Source organism: Chryseobacterium vaccae (assembly GCF_009602705.1).
Classification (GTDB): domain Bacteria; phylum Bacteroidota; class Bacteroidia; order Flavobacteriales; family Weeksellaceae; genus Chryseobacterium; species Chryseobacterium vaccae.
The window spans coordinates 2,806,671-2,826,873 of the sequence record NZ_VSWH01000001.1; the positions used below are offsets into that span (position 1 = coordinate 2,806,671).

General features: G+C 37.2%; 19 protein-coding genes. 6 read left to right on the plus strand and 13 right to left on the minus strand.

Features of this window, described 5'->3' with window-relative positions; translation table 11 throughout:
• Window positions 1–87: 87 nt before the first annotated feature.
• The 8 genes from FW768_RS12760 to FW768_RS12795 all read right to left on the minus strand — a co-directional run bounded on the left by FW768_RS12760 (window position 88) and on the right by FW768_RS12795 (window position 7,999).
• On the minus strand, window positions 88–960 hold the full coding sequence (locus tag FW768_RS12760; RefSeq protein WP_153395974.1) for a PstS family phosphate ABC transporter substrate-binding protein: 873 nt from the start codon (window positions 958–960) through the stop codon (window positions 88–90).
• On the minus strand, window positions 950–1,147 hold the full coding sequence (locus FW768_RS12765) for a C4-dicarboxylate ABC transporter (protein WP_185151975.1): 198 nt from the start codon (window positions 1,145–1,147) through the stop codon (window positions 950–952). The genes FW768_RS12760 and FW768_RS12765 overlap by 11 nt, the downstream gene beginning before the upstream one ends.
• A 75-nt stretch (window positions 1,148–1,222) precedes the next feature.
• On the minus strand, window positions 1,223–2,065 hold the full coding sequence (locus tag FW768_RS12770; protein ID WP_153395976.1) for an energy transducer TonB: 843 nt from the start codon (window positions 2,063–2,065) through the stop codon (window positions 1,223–1,225).
• Window positions 2,066–2,088: 23 nt separating this feature from the next.
• Window positions 2,089–2,655: an ExbD/TolR family protein gene (locus tag FW768_RS12775; RefSeq protein WP_153395978.1), complete on the minus strand. Its 567-nt coding sequence runs from the start codon at window positions 2,653–2,655 to the stop codon at window positions 2,089–2,091.
• A gap of 10 nt (window positions 2,656–2,665) precedes the next feature.
• A complete protein-coding gene (locus FW768_RS12780; protein WP_153395980.1) occupies window positions 2,666–3,268 on the minus strand; it encodes an ExbD/TolR family protein in 603 nt (200 codons plus the stop codon).
• A 59-nt stretch (window positions 3,269–3,327) separates the two neighbouring features.
• Complete coding sequence (locus tag FW768_RS12785) at window positions 3,328–4,191, minus strand: MotA/TolQ/ExbB proton channel family protein (protein ID WP_153395982.1); 864 nt, start codon at window positions 4,189–4,191, stop codon at window positions 3,328–3,330.
• A gap of 240 nt (window positions 4,192–4,431) precedes the next feature.
• Window positions 4,432–7,245 carry a leucine--tRNA ligase gene (gene leuS, locus FW768_RS12790; protein WP_153395984.1) on the minus strand — a complete coding sequence of 938 codons (2,814 nt, stop codon included), beginning with the start codon at window positions 7,243–7,245 and terminating at the stop codon, window positions 4,432–4,434.
• A 277-nt stretch (window positions 7,246–7,522) separates the two neighbouring features.
• A complete protein-coding gene (locus FW768_RS12795) occupies window positions 7,523–7,999 on the minus strand; it encodes a lipocalin-like domain-containing protein (RefSeq protein ID WP_153395986.1) in 477 nt (158 codons plus the stop codon).
• Window positions 8,000–8,197: 198 nt separating this feature from the next.
• Between FW768_RS12795 and FW768_RS12800 the strand changes: the two genes are divergently transcribed.
• From FW768_RS12800 to FW768_RS12810, 3 genes are read left to right on the plus strand one after another with little or no spacing between them, the layout of a single operon-like run.
• On the plus strand, window positions 8,198–9,175 hold the full coding sequence (locus FW768_RS12800) for an acyltransferase family protein (protein WP_153395988.1): 978 nt from the start codon (window positions 8,198–8,200) through the stop codon (window positions 9,173–9,175).
• A gap of 23 nt (window positions 9,176–9,198) precedes the next feature.
• Window positions 9,199–9,954 (plus strand): glycosyltransferase family 2 protein, encoded by a 756-nt coding sequence (locus FW768_RS12805; protein WP_153395990.1) that lies wholly within the window; start codon window positions 9,199–9,201, stop codon window positions 9,952–9,954.
• Complete coding sequence (locus tag FW768_RS12810) at window positions 9,954–10,583, plus strand: deoxyuridine 5'-triphosphate nucleotidohydrolase (protein WP_153395992.1); 630 nt, start codon at window positions 9,954–9,956, stop codon at window positions 10,581–10,583. The genes FW768_RS12805 and FW768_RS12810 overlap by 1 nt, the downstream gene beginning before the upstream one ends.
• Here FW768_RS12810 and FW768_RS12815 read toward each other — a convergent pair.
• The 5 genes from FW768_RS12815 to FW768_RS12835 form a co-directional block, all read right to left on the minus strand.
• Window positions 10,575–11,807, minus strand: coding sequence for a 3-deoxy-D-manno-octulosonic acid transferase (locus tag FW768_RS12815; RefSeq protein ID WP_153395994.1), 1,233 nt, complete (start codon window positions 11,805–11,807; stop codon window positions 10,575–10,577). The two genes, FW768_RS12810 and FW768_RS12815, sit on opposite strands and share 9 nt — an antisense overlap.
• Window positions 11,808–11,853: 46 nt before the next feature.
• Complete coding sequence (locus tag FW768_RS12820) at window positions 11,854–12,321, minus strand: DUF1648 domain-containing protein (protein WP_153395996.1); 468 nt, start codon at window positions 12,319–12,321, stop codon at window positions 11,854–11,856.
• 19 nt (window positions 12,322–12,340) lie between these two features.
• Entirely contained in the window at window positions 12,341–13,057 is a 717-nt protein-coding gene (locus FW768_RS12825) for a C40 family peptidase (RefSeq protein WP_153395998.1), read from the minus strand.
• Between the two features lie 80 nt (window positions 13,058–13,137).
• Window positions 13,138–13,785, minus strand: a complete 648-nt coding sequence (locus FW768_RS12830) for an O-methyltransferase (protein ID WP_153396000.1) — start codon at window positions 13,783–13,785, stop codon at window positions 13,138–13,140.
• 396 nt (window positions 13,786–14,181) lie between these two features.
• Window positions 14,182–15,015, minus strand: coding sequence for an OmpA family protein (locus FW768_RS12835; protein WP_153396002.1), 834 nt, complete (start codon window positions 15,013–15,015; stop codon window positions 14,182–14,184).
• 90 nt (window positions 15,016–15,105) lie between these two features.
• Between FW768_RS12835 and tilS the strand changes: the two genes are divergently transcribed.
• From tilS to FW768_RS12850, 3 genes are all read left to right on the plus strand, one after another.
• On the plus strand, window positions 15,106–16,440 hold the full coding sequence (tilS, locus tag FW768_RS12840; protein WP_153396004.1) for a tRNA lysidine(34) synthetase TilS: 1,335 nt from the start codon (window positions 15,106–15,108) through the stop codon (window positions 16,438–16,440).
• Between the two features lies 1 nt (window position 16,441).
• Window positions 16,442–18,511, plus strand: coding sequence for a protein-disulfide reductase DsbD family protein (locus FW768_RS12845; protein WP_153396006.1), 2,070 nt, complete (start codon window positions 16,442–16,444; stop codon window positions 18,509–18,511).
• A 141-nt stretch (window positions 18,512–18,652) separates the two neighbouring features.
• A complete protein-coding gene (locus tag FW768_RS12850; protein ID WP_153396007.1) occupies window positions 18,653–20,197 on the plus strand; it encodes a T9SS type A sorting domain-containing protein in 1,545 nt (514 codons plus the stop codon).
• The last annotated feature ends 6 nt before the right edge of the window (window positions 20,198–20,203 follow it).

Below are 20,203 nucleotides of genomic sequence, written 5' to 3' on the forward strand. Positions count from 1 at the left end.
TATTTTTCTATATTCGAGTTATATTCTACGCAATTTTCAGACCAAAATGTTATTTATCTGAAGGGTAAAATACGATTTTAATATTTATTAACGCATTTGTACCTCTCTCTTATAGAGGTTGTAAGGCTGTAATCCTTCTTTTTCTACGATCATCTGCCCCAGCTGGGTACATGAGTATCTGATAAAGCCATTGGCTATGTTAAAATTGCCTTCATTGGTTAAAAAATACAGGACACGGGTGAATGGATACTTCATTTCACGCATTCCTTCAGAATCAGCGGTATATAGCTTTCCTTGATCCTGTATCGGAAGGACTTTTACCATTTCCCTCAGTTTTTGAGAGGTTTTATCATAAGGTCTACTGAATGTGTTAAGCCCAATAACACCAATCTTTCCCGGATATTTCCCCAGTTCTTCAATAATATTCTGGTTTCCCGGAATGATAGAGAATTTAAGATCTTTAGGTTGTTTTTTTAATTTCTGAGCGACGAAGTTCAGGTTACTGGAATTGGTTCCGTCAAAAATGAAATTCTTATCATCAGATTCCATCCCATTTTTAATTTCATCCATAGAAATACTTTCTTTAGGAGAATCTTTAGGGACAACAAAAATGACAGCATCTGCTGCAAATTTAGCGGGAAGAAACTTCAGATCTACCTGTTCTTCATAAGTTTTCTTTTCTTCGGGAGTGAGATCTCTGGACATTACTGCAATTCTCGCTTTGTCATTAAGAAGATCAATAAAACCCAGGTCTTCTTTCTTGGTAACCACTTTGATGTGTGTATCCGGATAATTAATCATATATCCTTCTGCCAAAGCTTCTGTAACGCTTTTGAAGGATTCATCCGCAAGAATGGTAAGATCCCCTTTATGATAAGACGGAGATTTTTCTTCTTTTTTGCAGCCTACAGCGATGACACTTAAAACACAAAGCATCAATGCTTTACAACTATTCTTCATTTCCTGAATTTTTAATTTTTGCAACCGCTCTATAGATTCTAAAAATCCCATAAAGAATAAGCACTGCTCCCAGTGCATAAGCAACGGCAGGCTCCAGAATCGTAAAGAAAAACTTGTAGACAATAACTACACCTCCCAATACGATATAAAACAATCCTGTAATTAAGGATAACCAATTGAACATCATGTAACAAAAATACCAAAAAAAATAAAAAAGAGAAGCATATGCTTCTCTTTTTCTTTATAAGTTGAATAAGAATTATTATTCAAAGTTCATTGTGAACGGAACGCTATAGTAAGATCTAACGCTCTCCCCGTTTCTTTTCGCAGGAGTCCATTTTTTCAGTTTCTTAACTACACGCACTGCTTCATTGTTGAAGTCGCCATTTGGAGATTTCTCTTCAATTACAACTCCGGAAACGGTACCGTCTCTTTCTACAACGAATTTAAGCTTAGCTTTAAGCGTACCTTCACCTCCTTCCATTAATGAAGTATCAAAGTTTTCCCCAAGGAACTTTCTCAATGCTCCCATACCTCCAGGATATTCTGCAGACTGGTCTACATCTTTGTAGATCTCGTTAGGGTTATTCGTCTTCACCTCTGCAGTACTTGCTTTAGTACCTGTAGATGGCGGTGGTGGCGGTGGTGTATAGGCCGGAGCCTTTACTCCTTCCTGATTTTGTAAACCAGTAGTCGTTTCTAACTGCTTAGAAATCGGCGGTGGAGGAGTTTCAATTTTCGGAGCTTTTACAGGCTCAGGAACCACGTTCTGGATCACCTCAATTTTCTCTTCCTCTTTTGGAGGTGGAGGTGGTGGAGGTGGTTCTTCTTCTTTAGGCTGCTCGATAATCGGATCTTCTTCAATAATATTTAATAGATCTGCCTTTACTTCCTGTTTAGGCGGAGCTGTAAGATTCTTGATCGTAAGATAGATGAACGGAGACAAAGCCATAAGTAGGAATAAAGACGTTCCGACAATAAAAGATTTTGTCAAAAGTCTAGGATACTGATGTCTAAGGTCATAGGCACCATATTCCTTGTTTCTATTTTCAAATACGATTTCGTCTAAAGTAAGATTCTGACCGTATACATTTTCATCTGCCATAGATATACAATTTTATGGTTAAATTACTTTGTGGCAGCCGGTGCAGAAGCACCACCTATTTTTTTCTCGTAAATTGCTTTTTCCCAAGGCTTCAAGTCGGTTACCCCGTACTGTTCGCTTTTGGTAATGGCCATTTCATCAAGAATATCCACGAAGTTTTTATATACAGCATCGTCAGTCGGCTTAATGATCACCGTAAATTTGGTTTGATCTGCAGCTCTTGCTTTTGCCTGCTCAATAACTTTTCTGATTCCAGCTCTGTCTAAGGTAGTTTCATTAAGATTCTGATCGTTCAGGGATGTATTATCCTGCTGATGCCAGAACACTTTGTTGTCTTTACCTAATAATATTGAGATAGAGTTCGAAAGTTTAATTTCTGTTGGAGGTGGTTTTTTAGTTTCATCTTTCGGTTTTGCCGGAAGACCCAAATCCATAACATTCGGTTTGCTAAATGTAGTTGTGAACATAAAGAAGGTAATCAATAGAAAACCCAAGTCCACCATCGGAGTCATATCAACTCTGGTACTCTGCTTCTTGGAACGTACCTTGCCGCCTTTGGCGCCCTTATCCTGTACTTGTACTTCTGCCATTTCTAATGATTTACGGTTTACCTTCTTGTGATGTAATCAACCAAAATTTAAGAAAATCAATATCTCTCAAACCCTCAAACAGGCTTTTAACTTTAGGGTATTCGGTAGTAACGTCACCTTTGATTGCTAATTTGTAATCAGGATTAACGCTTAAACTCTGTTGTACCCAGTCGATTAACTGCTTATTTGTACTATCCATCGGAATCCCTGTAGGACTCTTATAATTTTTCTGCTCATCTTCAGACAGATCGAGATAGCCTTTCAGCTGGTTCATAGGAACCCCGATTGCCTGTACTTTCTGGAAAGCAGCTTTTTGTTTGTTGTCAAAAGTCATTTTATACTTTTCACCCATTTTTTCCAAAAGCGCTAATCTTTCTGATGCGTTTTCTACTGGTTGGAAATAGAATTTTCCGTCCGGTGTAGCATTAATAGTCATAAGACTGGCATCAGGAAGAAGTTTTTCAGATATTGAAGATGGCGGTTTAATCTGCTCCACGTCAGGTTTTTTAAACTGAGTGGTCAATATAAAGAACGTAAGTAGTAGGAACGCAACGTCACACATTGCCGTCATGTCCGTAATTACTCCGTGTCTTTTTGGTTTGACTCTCGCCATTATTATTAATGATTTTTAATTAAACTTCTTTTTACTTACTGCAAATTCCTTGCTAATTCTTAGTTGAATTCAGCGAAAGACTGCTGGATGCTCATAGCGATCTCGTCGATCTTATAAGTTAATCCGTCAATTTTAGAAGTAAAGAAGTTGTAAAGGATAATAGCGATTGCTGAAGTACCAATACCTAAAGCCGTGTTGATCAATGCTTCAGAAATACCTGTAGAAAGTGCAGCAGCATCTGGAGTACCACCACCTGAACCTAACGCGAAGAATGCCTTGATCATCCCGATTACCGTTCCAAGAAGTGCTACTAGCGTTGCAACAGTTCCTAAAGTAGAAAGGATCATCATGTTTTTCTCAAGCATTGGCATCTCAAGAGTAGTAGCTTCTTCGATAGCTTTGTTAAGAGCTACCATTTTTTGCTCTTTATTTAAAGTAGTATCATGAGAAAGCGCTTTGTAAGTAGTAAGACCTTCCTTCACTACGTTACCAACAGAACCTTGTTGTCTATCACACTCTTCTAAAGCTTCATCAATTTTGTTTTTGTTCAATAAGCTTCTTACCTGAACTACGAAGTTGTCTAAGTTTCCTTTACCAGCAGCTTTGCTTAGTACGAAATATCTTTCAAAAGAGAAAACAATTACAGTAATCATGAAAGTAATCAAGATTGGTACGATAACCCCTCCTTTGTAGATAATACCTAAAAACGACTCTGGGTGAATGTCTTTTCCTTCAACACTTGAAAAGGCTACAGATCCACTTCCTAGTTTGTCTGCATCTTTAAAGTTTCCTGGGCTTCCAAGAACGAATAAATAAATACATACTCCTATAGCAAATAGAATAGGAATAATAACAGCTGGATTTAAACCTCCTGCTTTTCTAGCAACTACTTGCTCATCATTTTTTGAAACATTCATTTCCATATTTAACTAAATTATATTGTTTTAAATTTTTACAGGGTGTAAATTAAAGGCAAAATTAATTAAAATGCAAGAGTCTTAAATAAACATTTTGCATTTTTTTGATAAAGAAAATTTAATACGATTTCGATATAATAATTATTTTTAAAAATTTTATTTATTTTCCCCAATTTTAACATTTGGGTTAAAAATTTAAAAAAATAAGCCCTTCATTTTTTTTAATTTGCCAATGTTAATTTTTTTTTAAATTACGATATTCACAATACGGTGAGGCACAACAATGATTTTTTTAGGGGTTTTGCCTTCCAAAATCTGTTGCATTTTTTCATCTGCAATCACCAAATCTTCTACCTCCTTGGCAGATAATTGAGCTGAAAGTGAAATTTTGAACTTCATTTTACCATTTACACTTACCGGATACTCAATTTCATCTTCAATCAGATATTCTTCATTCAATACCGGGAACTTTTCAAATTCAATAGAAGTGTCATGTCCCAGTAAACTCCAAAGCTCTTCACAGATGTGCGGAGCATACGGAGAGATGATAACGGCTAATGGTTCCAAAATATTGCGCTTGTTGCATTTTATTTTTTGCAGCTCGTTCACAGCAATCATAAATGATGATACTGATGTATTGAAAGAGAAGTTTTCAATATCGTAAACCACCTTCTTTATTAAGGTATGTAAAACTTTGTATTCTGCCTTTGTAGGCTCTTCATCAGAAACTTCAAAAACATCTCCGTTGAAATACAGGTTCCAGAATTTTTTAAGGAAACCGTAAACTCCGCTTAGTCCTTGGGTGTTCCAAGGCTTAGACTGCTCTAATGGCCCTAAGAACATTTCATATAGTCTTAGCCCGTCTGCTCCGTATTCATTACAGATATCATCAGGATTCACTACATTATATTTTGACTTGGACATTTTTTCTACTTCACGGTCTGTGATGTATTTTCCATCCTCTAAAATAAATTCAGCATCGGCATAATCCGGTCTCCATGCTTTGAAAGCTTCTGTATCTAATTCATCTGAAGTTCCTTTTAATAAGGATACATCAACGTGAATTTGTTGTGTTGAATAATTTCCTGCTAAATTTTTAGAAACATATTGGTTGGTTCCGTCAATTCTGTAGACAAAAGCACTCATCCCAAGAATCATCCCTTGGTTGATCAGTTTCTGGAAAGGCTCATCATGATTGATATATCCTCTGTCTTTTAAGAACATATTCCAGAAACGGGAATACAGTAAGTGTCCGGTAGCATGTTCGCTTCCTCCTATATATAAGTCTACCTGTCCCCAGTAATCTGAAAGTTCTTTATTGGTGAAAACCTCTTCATTTTTCGGATCCATATATCTAAGGAAGTACCATGAACTTCCTGCCCATCCAGGCATTGTGGATAATTCTAAAGGGAAAACCGTTTTGTCATCAATTAAATCTGTAGCAACCACCTTCTGGTTTATCTCATCCCATGCAAAAGTTTTTGCATTTCCTAATGGCGGATCTCCGTCTTCAGTTGGTAAATATTTTTCAACTTCCGGAAGTTCCAAAGGCAATGCAGAAGTTGGTAACGTGTAAGGCATTCCATCCTTATAATATATAGGAACCGGTTCTCCCCAATAACGCTGTCTTGAGAAAATAGCATCACGCTGTCTGTAATTGGTCGTTCCGTGGCCAATTCCTTTGTTTTCAATTTCTGAAATTATTTTTGATTTGGCATCGTTATAACTCATTCCGTTTAAGAAATCAGAGTTCACACAAACCGAATCTTTAGAATCAAAAGATTTCTCCTGAACATCTTCTTCAGTTTCTACAACTTTTTTAATTTCCAGATTAAATTTCTTTGCAAATCTGTGATCACGTTCATCATGTGCAGGAACAGCCATTACCGCTCCTGTTCCGTAGCCCATCAATACATAATCTGAAATATAAATTGGCATTTTTTCTCCGCTGAACGGATTGACTACATAACTTCCGGTGAAAGCACCGCTCACGTTTTTCACGTCAGCCATTCTGTCTCTTTCTGTTTTTTTGGAAGTTTCTTCTATATAAGTATCTACTTCTGCTTTTTGTGCGTCTGTAGTAATGGTTTCCACTAAAGGATTTTCAGGAGCCAACACCATAAATGTTGCTCCGAAAATGGTATCAGGCCTTGTAGTGAACACTTCAACAACCTCATCGTGTCCTTCTACCTGAAACTTCACCTGAGCTCCCTGAGATTTCCCGATCCAGTATTCCTGGGAATCTTTCAAAGGCTGCGGCCAGTCCAAAGTAGCAAGTCCTTGTAACAGTCTTTCAGAATAAGCTGAGATTCTCATGCTCCACTGCATCATTTTTTTCTGGAATACAGGGAATCCTCCTCTTTCGGATTTCCCGTCTTTTACCTCATCATTAGCCAGTACTGTACCCAAAGCCGGACACCAGTTTACCGTTGTTTCAGCTCTGTAAGCCAAACGGTAATTTAATAAGATATCTTCTTTATCCAGTTCTGAAGCCTTTTCCCATTCTTCTGCGGTGAAATTTAATTCATCGTTCTGATTGGCATTTAATCCTTCTGTTCCTTTTTCCTCAAAATGACGGATCAGGGTATCAATAGATTCGGCTTTGTCTGTATCTTTATTATACCATGAATGGTACAGCTCGATAAAAATCCACTGGGTCCATTTATAATAAGAAGAATCGGAAGTTCTCACTTCTCTGCTCCAGTCGAATGAAAAACCGATTTTTTTCAGCTGTTCTTCATATCGGTTGATATTCTGCTCAGTAGTTACAGCGGGATGCTGTCCTGTCTGGATGGCATACTGTTCAGCAGGAAGACCAAAACTGTCATAGCCTACCGGGTGGAGCACATTAAATCCCTGATGTCTTTTATATCTCGCATAAATATCTGATGCAATATACCCCAGCGGGTGCCCCACGTGAAGCCCTGCCCCGGATGGATACGGAAACATATCTAGAACATAAAATTTAGGTTTGTCTGTGTTATTGGAAGTCTTGTACGTTTGATTTTCCTCCCAGTATTTCTGCCACTTTTTTTCTATCTGCTGATGATCGTAAAACACTTTATTATAGATATTAGATGTTAAACTCCAGATTTCAGGTATTGTTTAGTTCTGAAATCAAGATTCACAAAAATAATGATTTTAAAGGAAATGGAGATTTAATTTTTAATTAATTGCCGGAGATGCATTTAGAGCCTGTTTCAGTTTTAAGATAAACATTCTAAAAGTGAAGTGCACTTAATGGTTTAAAAAGTTAAATGACCAATCCTATTTTCGACTCATTATTAAAAAAAAAATCTCATCCGGAGATGAGATCTTTATCTTATGCTAAAATATATTATTGCTGAGGAATTCTCTTCATCGTATATGTTCTCGTCTTAAATACATTTGGGTTTTCTGTATTTTCTCTGATAGCAAGATTCAGGGTAGTTTCATTAAGGGTAACAATCTTCCCACTTGCAGGCTCTACAGTTCCCTGGTATTTGATCACCACTGTTTTGGCACTTTTATCATAGGTATACGTAAAATTACGGTCTGATGATATAGCACACTGCCCCGGAGTTGCAGAATCCCCCCAATCTGTTCTTTTACCTACAGTTTCTGTATTGAACCTCCATCTGGAATCTTTCTGACAAGTGGTATAAGTAATCTCGTCTGAAACCGGAGTTTCTCCTGTCTCTATAGTGGTAACAACTTCTTTGTATGGCTGCCATACACCTACCAACGGATATTCCATTTCATTATCGTTGTCGTTATTACATCCTGTAGCTACAAATAATGATAAACCTGCAAATAGTAATGCTAATTTCTTCATATACTCAAATTTTCAAGCGCTAAAATTATAATTTTTTTGATTTATATTACTATTTTTTGTGAAAAATTATTTTACAATTCTATATTTCTGCCAATTTTAACACAAGACAGATCAAAATCTGTCTTATTTAATAAATATTGAACCTGCTGAAACACCCGTATTGTATTAAAAAAGTTATTTTTGTAGCAAAGAAAAAAAATGCAAAACATAACGAAAAATAATTTTGACTTTATCCGTGTTCTCCTCGCTTTCATTGTCTTTGTTGGACATCTGGGAGCATTAAGCTTCTCTAAAGAGCTCGCCGTTTTAGAAAACAGCCCCGTAGAAATTGCCGTTTTTTCGTTTTTTGTGGTCAGCGGATTTTTAATTGCGCGAAGTTATGACAGATCATCCAGCCTTAAAAGCTATGCAAAGAAAAGATTCAACAGGATTGTTCCCGCTTACCTGTTGGTTGTATTTCTTTGTGCGATCCTGCTCAGTCTGGTAAGTACACTTTCTTTTTCGGAATATTTCGGCAATACGCAGGTTTATAAGTATTTGTTCTGGAATTCTCTTTTCCTGAATTTTAAAGCTCCCTGGCTACCGGGCGTCTTCGGCAATCAGGCTGTAAACGGAGCACTCTGGACCATGAAGGTAGAAATGTGCTTTTACATTGCTGTTCCCCTGATGTTTTTATTATTCGGAAAAAATAATAAATACAGAACGACCAGTCTGATTGTACTATATTTTCTTTCGCTCATTTATCTCAATTATTTTGAAATGGCTGGGAAAATTTCAATGTCCAAGCAGCTGCCGGGATCACTGTGTTATTTCATAGGAGGAATGTTGATTTACTTTCATTTTGATCAATTCATCAAACACAAGAACATCCTTTTCATCATCGCTATTATTACCGTATGGATTGATCTGTTTTTCAAAATAAAACTATTCTCCCCCATCATGATCAGCATCATTGTGCTGTATATCGCCTACTCTTTTAAATTCCTGAATAATTTCGGCAAGTATGGGGATTTCACCTATGGAATCTATATATTCCATTTCCCTATTATCAGAACATTTCAAACAACGGGTCTTTTTGCTGATTACAATCCATATCTCATGAGTTTTGTATGCATGTTCGTGGTGATTGGAGTAGGAATTGCTTCATGGCATCTGTATGAAAAGAAATTTTTATAATTTTGAACGATATAACGACACAAATGCAAGACCTCGTCTCCATCATTACTCCATGTTACAACTCTGCAGAATTTATCGAAGAAACGATACAGTCTGTTCTTAACCAAACCTACCAGAACTGGGAATGGCTGATTACTGATGACCTATCCAGGGACAACACCGTTGAAATCATCAGAAAATACAACGATCCGAGAATAAAACTACAGGTCCTAGAGAAAAACGGAGGAGCAGGAAACGCCAGAAACAAAAGCCTTGAAAGAGCCACGGGAAGATATATTGCGTTCCTAGACTCTGATGACTACTGGTACCCAGAATATCTGGAAACGATGACAGGTTATATGCAGGAACATCATGCAGAGCTTGTATATTGTAATTATTCAAGGTGTAATGAGCAGCTTCAGCCTGTTCTTAAAGATTTCGAAGCAGACAAGATTGTTACGTTCTCTAATCTTCTGAAAACCTGCAGACTTGCTCCGGTTTCTACAATGTATGATACCAAAAGAGTTGGTAAATTTTTCTTTCCTATTAAAAGCAAACGGGAAGATCATGTGATGTGGCTAAACCTTTTAAAAGTAATCCCGGAAGGCAAGCCCTTAAAAAAGACCCTGGCAAAATACAGAATGCGCGAAAATAGTGTTTCCAGAAAGAAAAAAAATATCATCATAGATCAATATCTTGTATATAAAGATTTCATGGAATTCTCTACTATAAAATCACTTTATTATACCGCCAACTGGGCTGTGAACGGGTTCCTTAAGTATTCTAAAATTTTCAACTGATGGAGTATTCAAAAGAATTCAAAGCGGCACTGAGCGCTTTTTCAAATATAGAAAAGGACAGGCTTATTTTCAGATTGCTGAAGAAAGACAAGCTCCTGTCTAAAAAGTTATATTTCGAGCTTATAGATCCGGAAACTACGGACGATAAAAGAAACGCCATGGAGGAGAACGTTGCAGAAAAAATTCTTCTGGCTTCCAAATACATCGGCAATTCTCAATATTTTCTGAGTGTTATCCGGAAAATAAGTGCAGAGATTACAGAACATGTTAAAATAACTACCGATAAATTCGGGGATGTTTCGCTTAATTTACTTCTTATCAACAAAATTTTAGAATACAATAGCGATCTCAGCAGGCAAAGGTTTGATCATGTTTATAAATTATACCTTTATATTATCAATAAAGTATTTAAAGCTCTGATACTTGCGAAAAAGCTGGATGAAGATTACTGGCTGGAAATTGATGACTTCCTGAGAACAACCCAATCCGGCATAGAAGAAAATCATTACCTTCTGAAATTATCCACCAACAACGGCCTGGATATGAACTGGCTCCGCGATTGTGAAAGCATTCCGGAAAATATAGAACAAATCATGAAAGGGATTAAAAGCCAGGGATTTTTAAAATAAAATTTTCTGAAGGATAAGTTCTGTGGAATTAGGTTTTTCTTCTACAAATTTTCCGGCATTCTGAGACATTGATTCAAGCTCTTCTTCATTATTGAGAAGGAATAAAATAAAATCTGCGGCGGCATTTTCTTCAGAAAAAGACTTACCTCCTTCTGCAGCAATCAGGTCATCTGCTTCCGGATTCTTTTTGTAGTGATTCCCAAAAACTACCGGGATTCCAAATGTTGCTGCTTCGAGAATATTGTGAAGCCCTGCATCATGAAAACCACCTCCTACTACTGCTATATCTGCATAGAAATAGAGCTTTGACAATAATCCGATGCTGTCTATAATTAAAATCTGAGATTCTTTTACAGCTGCTTCAGCATTGTTAATTTCACTGTATACCAAAGCATCAGGGAAGATACTTTTTAGATGCTCTACTCTTTTCAGATCATGAGGTGCTATAATTAATTTCAGATCTGCATTTTTCCTGAAAACTGTTGCCGCTATTTTCTCTTCCGCCTGCCAGCTGCTTCCAAAAACCACGGTTTGTTTACCGTCAATGAATGTATTGATATATTCTACATGATTATCACGCTTCTTAAGCTGTTTTACACGATCAAACCGCGTGTCACCCGCTACCGAAGAATTGGTAAGTCCTACACTTTTGGCAAGTGCCATAGAAAACGGCGTCTGATGAAAAAACCAGTCAACATTTTTCTGAAGCTGCTTTACAAACCATTTTCCATACGATGTGAAGAAAGACTGTCTTTCATAAAATAATGCGGAAACTACATAGATTTTAGTCCCTTTATTTTTAAGCTCAGCCAAAAGGTTATACCAATAATCATACTTCACCGTAAAAAATAGTTCAGTATTAAATTGTGATACAAAGTCTTTTACAATACTTTTCTTATCAAAGGGAAGATAGCAGATCACATCTGCGTTATATTTCTTTTTAATCACATTTTCATAACCGGAAGGTGAAAAGAAAGTTACCAGAATTTTATGATACGGATAATTCTCTTTCAACTTTTCCAAAACAGGAAGACCCTGCTCATATTCCCCAAGGCTGGCCGCATGCATCCAAATAACTTTATCGGAAGGTGAAAAAGCGTTTTTTACTTTTTTCAATGATTCTTTTCTCCCGTCAACTCCTTTTTTAGTTTTATCATTAAATAACGAAAAAATCTTCATTCCGAAGATAAGAAGACTAACAAACAGGTTATAAAAGAAGGACATCTGAATTATTTTTTAAATTTAATTTTATGACGATATTGAGGAGATATCATTTAAACAAACCAATAAAAATAAAGACGGTGATCAGGCTTCCGAAAATAGCCAGAATAGCTCCTCCAAAAGGAACCCGTGGCTTTACGTTTTCATCAAAGGTATAGCGGAACATATAATCCTGGAGATTCATGAAAATCAGAAGTACCAAAGTAAGTATCCATCTGACAAAAATTTCCATGATCAGAAATTGGGCATCTTTGTTCTGTTCGGTAATTTCTACCGGAAAATTAACAGCATTGGCATACCTTACCGCAAAAGTGAGCACTACAAATAAAGCAGCTGCCACCCCCGGCATCAAAAAGGCGGACTTCCGGCCTCCGAAATGATCTGCTTTTCCATAAAAATCAAAGTGAACAGGAATTTTCTCCGGAAGTGTTTTGTATTGCTTCAGAGTAAATCTCCAGAAGAAGATCACCAATCCAAAATTTAAAACATCAAAAGCGGTCAACAGAATATTCTCCATTTCAGGCTGATTTTAAAGTTTAAAGCACATTTTTAATCACTCTCAGCTTATGAGTGTGTTTATTCATTTCTTTATTAAAGATCCCTGTGGAGTCTAAAATATCAATTCTTACTTTTCCTGAAGCATGAATGATTCTCTGGTTATCCAGCATGATGCCTACATGAATAATTTTTCCTTCAGGATTTTCAAAAAATGCTAAATCTCCGGGCTGACTTTCTTCAACAAAAGTCAGGGGCTCTCCTACTTCTGCCTGCTGATAAGTATCTCTTGGAAGCTTAATCCCATGAATTTTATATACCAGCTGCGTAAAACCGGAGCAGTCTACAGCAAAAAAACTTTTACCTCCCCACAGATAGGGAACATTCAGAAATTCTTTGGCAGCCAGAGCAATACTTTCGCGCAGATCATGGCTTCTTCTTGAAGCCACTGCAGGAAATTCTACTTCAGACCCCATGGAGAGAAGTGTTTTTCCATCATTCATCAGCACGGAAGAAAAGTCTTCAGTGATCACGGTAACTTTTCTTTTTTCCAGCTCCTCATCCGTTACAGGTTTCAGCTGTTTGGTATCCATCCATCCTTCGTACCCGTCATAATGCATTTTTATCCTGGTCCAGTTTTTATTCACTTCCAGAATGTCTGCGCTTTCTCCAAACAATATTTCCGTAACAATTTCCGCTTTATCAGAACCTTCTGCCCGTACCGGTGCTACAGTGACTATACAAATTCCTTTGTTCATTTTATTCATTTAGAAGTTAAGAAATTGAACGGTTCAGAAGATATAACATCCCTAAATCCCTCAATCTCTATATCTTTTAATTACTTCCTGCGAAGGAAGTTTACTCCGTCCCGCAAAGGTAAAATAAGATTTTCAAAATCATCATCTTTTGCAATTAAATCGTTCAGTTCTTTAATGGACTGTGTTGATTTTTGTTTAGGATTTTCTTCCAGAACTTTTCCGTACCACAAAACATTATCAAACATTACAACAGAGCCTGATTTTGTTCTGGGTTTTATCAGTTTGAAATATTCAGCATAGTTTTCTTTATCTGCATCAATAAACACGAGATCAAAAAACTCATCTGTTTCTTTCAGAAATTCTTTTGCATCCTGAAGCCTGAAATTGATCTGTCCTGCATATTCACTGTTTTCAAAATATTTTTTCGGCAGATAGGCAAGATCTTCATTGACATCCAGTGTTGTTATTTTTCCTTCACCAGATAATCCGGCAGCTAGACATAAAGTAGCATATCCTGTAAAAGTTCCTATCTCAAGAACATTCTCAGGCCTTATTATTTGGGAAATAATCGTCAAAAGTCTTCCCTGCTGATATCCGGAGATCATGTGAGGCTGTGTTGTTTTCTGATAGGTCTCTCTTCTTAATTTTTTCAAAATTTCAGGTTCTGAAGAAGCGTGGGTTTCCAGATACCGGTCCATTTCAGGATTTTTTTCTTCGAAAAAGCTCATGCTGCAATTTTTTTGTTATTCAAATGTACTTAAAATATAAGAAAAACCCTCCATTCCGGGGCTATTCATCAAGATATACGGTGATCACGATTTAAAATACCGTAAAAACACGGATACCCTGGCATTCATAATAACGATACATTTGCAAAGAACAAAGGGTAAAAACACTAAAGGAAAAACAATGAATGTGGCTGAAAAACAAATTAACCAAGAGAATCAGAAGACCGCAAAGCCAACAAGCAGAGCGGTTTCTTCGTTAAAAAAAACTAAAACCGAAATATCCAGCTCATTTTTGCAGCGAATTATTTCCTTATTGAAAAAAGAAGAATTAATTTGATTAAAAAAAACAGATCCCGAATTTCTTCAGGATCTGTTTTTTATTTTAAGTTATTTGCATTACTTCTTAGGAGCAATATCCATCAGTTTCATAAACTCATCAAGTTTAGGCATAATGATGATCTCTGTTCTTCTGTTTTCCGCTCTTCCGGAAACACTCATATTAGTTGCCTTAGGATTGTATTCAGAACGTCCTCCCGCAGTGATCCTTGCAGGATCTACCCCAAATTGTGTCTGTAACACTTTTGCAATAGCTGTACCTCTCAATGCAGAAAGATCCCAGTTATCTTTTGGCAGATTAGGAGAACTTAGTGGAGCATTATCCGTATTACCTTCAATTAATACAGAATATTTATCGTAATCATTAATTACTTTCGCCACTTTCCCTAACACTTCCTGAGCTGCAGGCAGTACATTGTAATCTCCTGTTTTGTATAGCATTTTATCTGAAAGCGAAATCATAACTACTCCTTTCAGAACTTTCACTTGTACATCATCATCCGTTACATTATCCAAAGATCTTTTCAGCTTGTTAGATAATGCAAGGTTAAGACTATCGTTCTTAGCATTATTAGAAATCAATTGTTTGATGTAAGAATTAGACGCATTGATCTCCCCTACCAGTTTATCGATATTAGCCGAACTTTTCCCTGTATTGGACAAACATGCATCCAAAGATGATTTTAAAGCATCATGCTGGCTTTTCAACAGATTGTTTTCACCTGCCAATGCTGAATTCTGAGACTTTAAATCCTGAATTTCTCTTTGTCTTTCTCCAATATTTTCAATACACTGCTTATAGTTTGTGCTCAAAGCGTCATACTGTTTTTTACTGACACAAGATGTCAATCCCAGCGCCATTGCAGAAACTGCTAAAATTTTAAAAATCTTCATAAGTAATCATTTTTAGACGAATCAAAGTTAGGGAAATTCAATTGAATTATATGGATTATCTTTGCATAAAAGAAATTCCCAACCTAAGTCTTGGAAAAAATAAGTTTAAAAAATGAGTTAAAAAATCTGGTCAGCCATCCGGAAAAACGCAGTTATCTTCTGGCGGTGAGCGGAGGTGCAGATTCTATGGTTCTGGCTTCGCTGTTCAGGGATTTCAGAGATGAAATACAGAATTCAGAATTCAAAATCCAGATTGCCCATATCAACTATAAACTGCGTGGAAAAGACTCTGATCTCGATCAAGAAACGGTACAGGATTTCTGCGAGAAAAATAATATCCCGTTTCATCTTTATGAAGTTTCAGAAAAAGACAGAAAACCTGAAAACTCTATCCAGCTATGGGCCAGAGAACTCCGTTATGATTTTTTCAGAAAGATTAAAGAACAGGAACAACTTGAATTCCTGGTAACTGCCCATCATTTGAATGACCAGCTGGAAACTTTTCTTATCAATTTATCCAAAGCATCCGGAATTAAAGGGCTTAGCGGAATTCCTGCGAATGACAACCACATCCTGCGCCCTCTTTTACATGTTTCAAAAGACGAGATCTATAAGTTTGCTGAGAAAAACGATATCGCTTTTCGGGAAGACCTTTCCAATAAAAAAAGTGATTATTTGAGAAATAAGATCAGAAATGAGATTGTTCCGAAGCTTTTGGAAACGAATAATCATTTCCTTAACAATTTCAAAAGAAGTATGTTCTATCTGAATCAAACCAAAGATTTTGCTGAAAAACAGATTCAGGAGATTGAAAATAAGCTCACCGTATTTAACCCTGACCATAAAATCTTATCAAAGGAAAAGCTGGATCAGGAAAGTGATTTCGTGAAGTTTGAGATTTTAAAAAAATATGGTTTCGACCAGGAGAATGAAATCCCCAAAATTTTCAAAGCAGAAAACGGCAGCTCTTTTTTTTCAAAAGAGTATCAGTTGATCGTCAGCCGTGATGAATTCATTTTTATTAACCTGAATTTAAAACAGGAAATCAAAAAAGAAATCATTGTTGCCGAAAATATTGATCTTAGTGAAGCTTTGCTGACTATCAATCTTCAAAATTGTATTGAAGATATTGATGGAATTAATAATAATTTCAACTGGGATTTTGATGCTGAAAGAATTCAATTTCCAGTGTATTTAAGAAAACAACAGGACGGAGATGAAATTTATCCTTCGGGATTTTCAGGTAAAAAGAAAGTCTCTAAGTTTTTTAGGGACGAAAAATTATCTATTTTAGCGAGGCAAAAAATTTGGATCCTGTGTGACAACAATAATTCCGTTCTCGGAATTATTCCGTTAAGACAGGACAGAAGATATGCAAAAGGTGAGAAAACGAAGCGTGTTCTCAAAATTTTTAATGAAAAGTAAAATGAAATTTAGAAACTGGTTTTTAGCAGTCCTCCTATTTTTAGCGGCAGGAATCAATGCACAGATTAAAAATCCCGTAAAATTTAAGTTCACCGTCAATGACTTAGGGAACAATCAGTATGAAGCTGTTTTGAATGCCACCATGGAAAGCGGATGGCATATTTATTCCAAAGATCTTCCTGAAGATACCGGGATTCCTACTGAATATAAGGTTTCAGGGAAAAATATTGAACTGATTGGTAAATTCACCGAAGTCGGTAAAAAGCACGAGGAATTTTCTGAGGCTTTCGGAGGAACTATTGTATATTACTCCAATACAGCAGGCTTCAAACAGAAATTCAAATTAAAAGATCCCACAAAACCCGCAGACGTTACTTCTGAAATTACCTATCAGACCTGTGATGACAGGGTGTGTCTGGCTCCCAATACTTTAGAATTCAACCAAAAAGTTACTCCAAAAGGTGTTGAGGAAGCAGCAGCGACTGACGAAACGGCTGAACCAGCCAAAGATTCCGCAAAAGTAACAGAAACAGTTGCTACAGATCCTGCAAAAGGAGAAGTAACGATTACAGAGGCTTCTAAACTGGACCCAAAACAACTGAAAATTGAAACCCTTGATTTCCAGAAACCACTAACGGACTGCGGAACAGCCTCAACAAAGGTGGATGAAAATTACTGGACCTATCTGTTCTTAGGGTTCATCGGAGGATTAATTGCCTTACTGACCCCTTGTGTATTCCCAATGATTCCACTAACGGTTTCATTCTTTACTAAAGGAAGCAAGAACAAGGCAAAGGGGAAAAGAGATGCATTGATCTATGGATTTTTCATCCTTTTAATCTTCGTTTTGCTAAGTCTTCCGTTCCACCTAATTGATGGAATTGCCGGAAATATTTTCAACGAAATTTCTACCAGTGTATGGCTGAATATTGCGTTCTTCATCATATTTATCTTCTTTGCAGGTAGTTTCTTCGGATACTACGATATTACGCTTCCAAGCTCTATTGCCAACAAATCTTCAAAGGCTGAGGAAGCAGGAGGAATTATCGGTATTTTCTTTATGGCTTTAACGCTTGTGATTGTTTCATTCTCATGTACGGGCCCTATTCTGGGAAGTTTATTGGGAAGCGCTGTAACAGGCTCTACCAACGTTCCGATGCTGCTTACTTTTGCTCTGGCAGGGTTCGGACTGGCATGGGCGATTGTTTTTGGGCTACTGGCTTTATTCCCTCAGGCTTTACAAAGTCTTCCGAAATCCGGAGGATGGATGAATACCGTGAAAGTGGTCTTAGGTTTTGTAGAATTGGCACTGGCTTTAAAATTCTTATCCAAAGCTGACCTGGTTTCCAAAACATTCTTCTTAAAAAGAGAACTTTTCATTGCAATCTGGATTATCATTGCATTAGGCCTCGCTTTATATCTGTTCGGGCTGATCAGATTCCCGCATGACGATAAAAAACCTAAAATCTCCATTACCAGAAAGATTTTGGGGGCTTTGGGAATGGGTTTTGTGATTTATCTGATTCAGGGATTAATTCCTTCTGACCGTCCGAAACTTCAGCTGTTAAGCGGAATCCTCCCTCCTCTGAATGTAAGTTATTTCCATGACGAAAAAGACGGCATCTTAGGAATGCATCCTGAACATGATTTCTTTAAAGCCATTGAAATTGCGAAGAAAGAGAACAAGCCTATCCTGATTGATTTTACCGGATATGGATGTGAAAACTGCCGTAAAATGGAAGAATTTGTATGGAGCGAACCGGATATTTTACCAACGCTTCAAAACGATGTTGTTCTGGCTTCTTTATATGTTGATGACAAGGAAGAGCTTCCGGAAGACCAGAAAACAAAGATTGACCTTGGGGACGGACAGATCAAAAAGGTAAAAACTATTGGGGACCGATGGAGCTTATTCCAGCAGGTCAACTTCAATAATAATTCCCAGCCTCACTATGTTTTAATAACGCCCGACGGAAAGGTAATCAACACTCCGGTTTCAGGATACATGCCGAAAGAAGATTTTAAAAAATTCCTCGAATGCGGCGTAGAGTATTTCAAAAAAAGTAAATAACAATAAATAAAAAAGACTGTTTCATTTTGAAGCAGTCTTTTTTGTTGCCAATCAAGCAATATTTCTAATTTACTGTTGATATAACAACAGGTATTATTTTTTTTAATAATTTAGAACATTGATAACCAATCACAAAGATCTATGAAATATTTTAAATCTATTTTCTTCTTCTTTATCATTTCCTCCGGCATTTCTGCACAAGCTCCTTCTATACAATGGCAAAAAGCTCTGGGTGGAAATAGCTGGGATCAGGCACATTCTGTTCTACAGACTTCGGACGGAGGATACATCATGGCCGGCGAATCTTCTTCTGCCAACGGAGATGTTACAATAAATCATGGAGCTGCGGACTTCTGGATCGTCAAGCTAAATACTTCAGGAGCTATACAATGGCAAAAATCACTGGGTGGAACTCTTGATGACGTTGCCAATTCCATTCAACAGACCTCTGACGGAGGATATATTATTGCCGGCGCGTCTTCTTCTACCAATGGAGATGTTACCGTAAATCATGGATATTCCGATTACTGGATTGTGAAGTTAGATTCTTCAGGAAATATACAATGGCAGAAATCATTGGGTGGAAATAAAGAAGATATAGCCCATTCTATTCAGCAGACTTCTGACGGAGGATATATTATTGCTGGTGAATCTTATTCTACCGACGGAGATGTTACCGTAAATCATGGATATTCCGATTACTGGATTGTAAAGCTGGATACATCAGGAAGCATGCAATGGCAGAAGTCATTGGGTGGAAGTTCTTATGACAGAGCACGTTCAGTCCAACAGACCTCTGACGGAGGATATATTATTGCTGGAGGATCTCTTTCTACCGATGGAGACGTTACAGGAAACCATGGTCAGGAAGATTTCTGGATCGTAAAATTAGATTCTTCAGGAAACATACAGTGGGAAAAATCATTGGAAGGCAATCTAGCTGATTTTGCAGAATCTATCCAGCAAACATCAGACGGGGGATACATCGTTGCCGGCGGGTCCAACTCTGTTAACTCTGAAATCCCGGTAACGTTTGGAATCTCAAATTATCGTGTAGCCAAATTAGATTCTGACGGAAATATGTTATGGCAAAGATATTTCGGGGGCAGTGGCAACGATTATCCCAACTCTATCCAGCAAACTTCTGACGAAGGATATATTGTTGCCGGAGGAGCTGCATCTTTAGACGGAAATATTACAGGAAATCATGGACTTGTTGATTATTGGATCATCAAATTAGATTCTTCAGGAAACATGCAATGGCAGAAATCATTGGGAGGAAGTCAATTTGATGAAACACATTCCATCCAACAGACCAGTGATGGAGGATATATACTCGCAGGCATGACCGCTTCTGCAGACGGGGACATTACAGGATATCATGGAGACGGTGATGCCTGGATTGTAAAATTAAATGCCAAGCAATTAAGCACTGCAGAAAATCACCTGGGTAATAAACCCGCTGTTTATCCAAATCCGGCAAAAGATTTTGTATATATCAGCCCATTGCATGGTGAAACAACCATCAGCATTACAGACATGACCGGAAGAAAATTATTTGCTCAGAAATACAATGACCAAAAGGCAGCCATAAATGTCAGACAATTTACAACAGGTACTTATTTCATCCAGGTAATGCATGAGGATAAAATAATTGTTTCTGAAAAACTGCTGATCAGCAAATAGAACAAC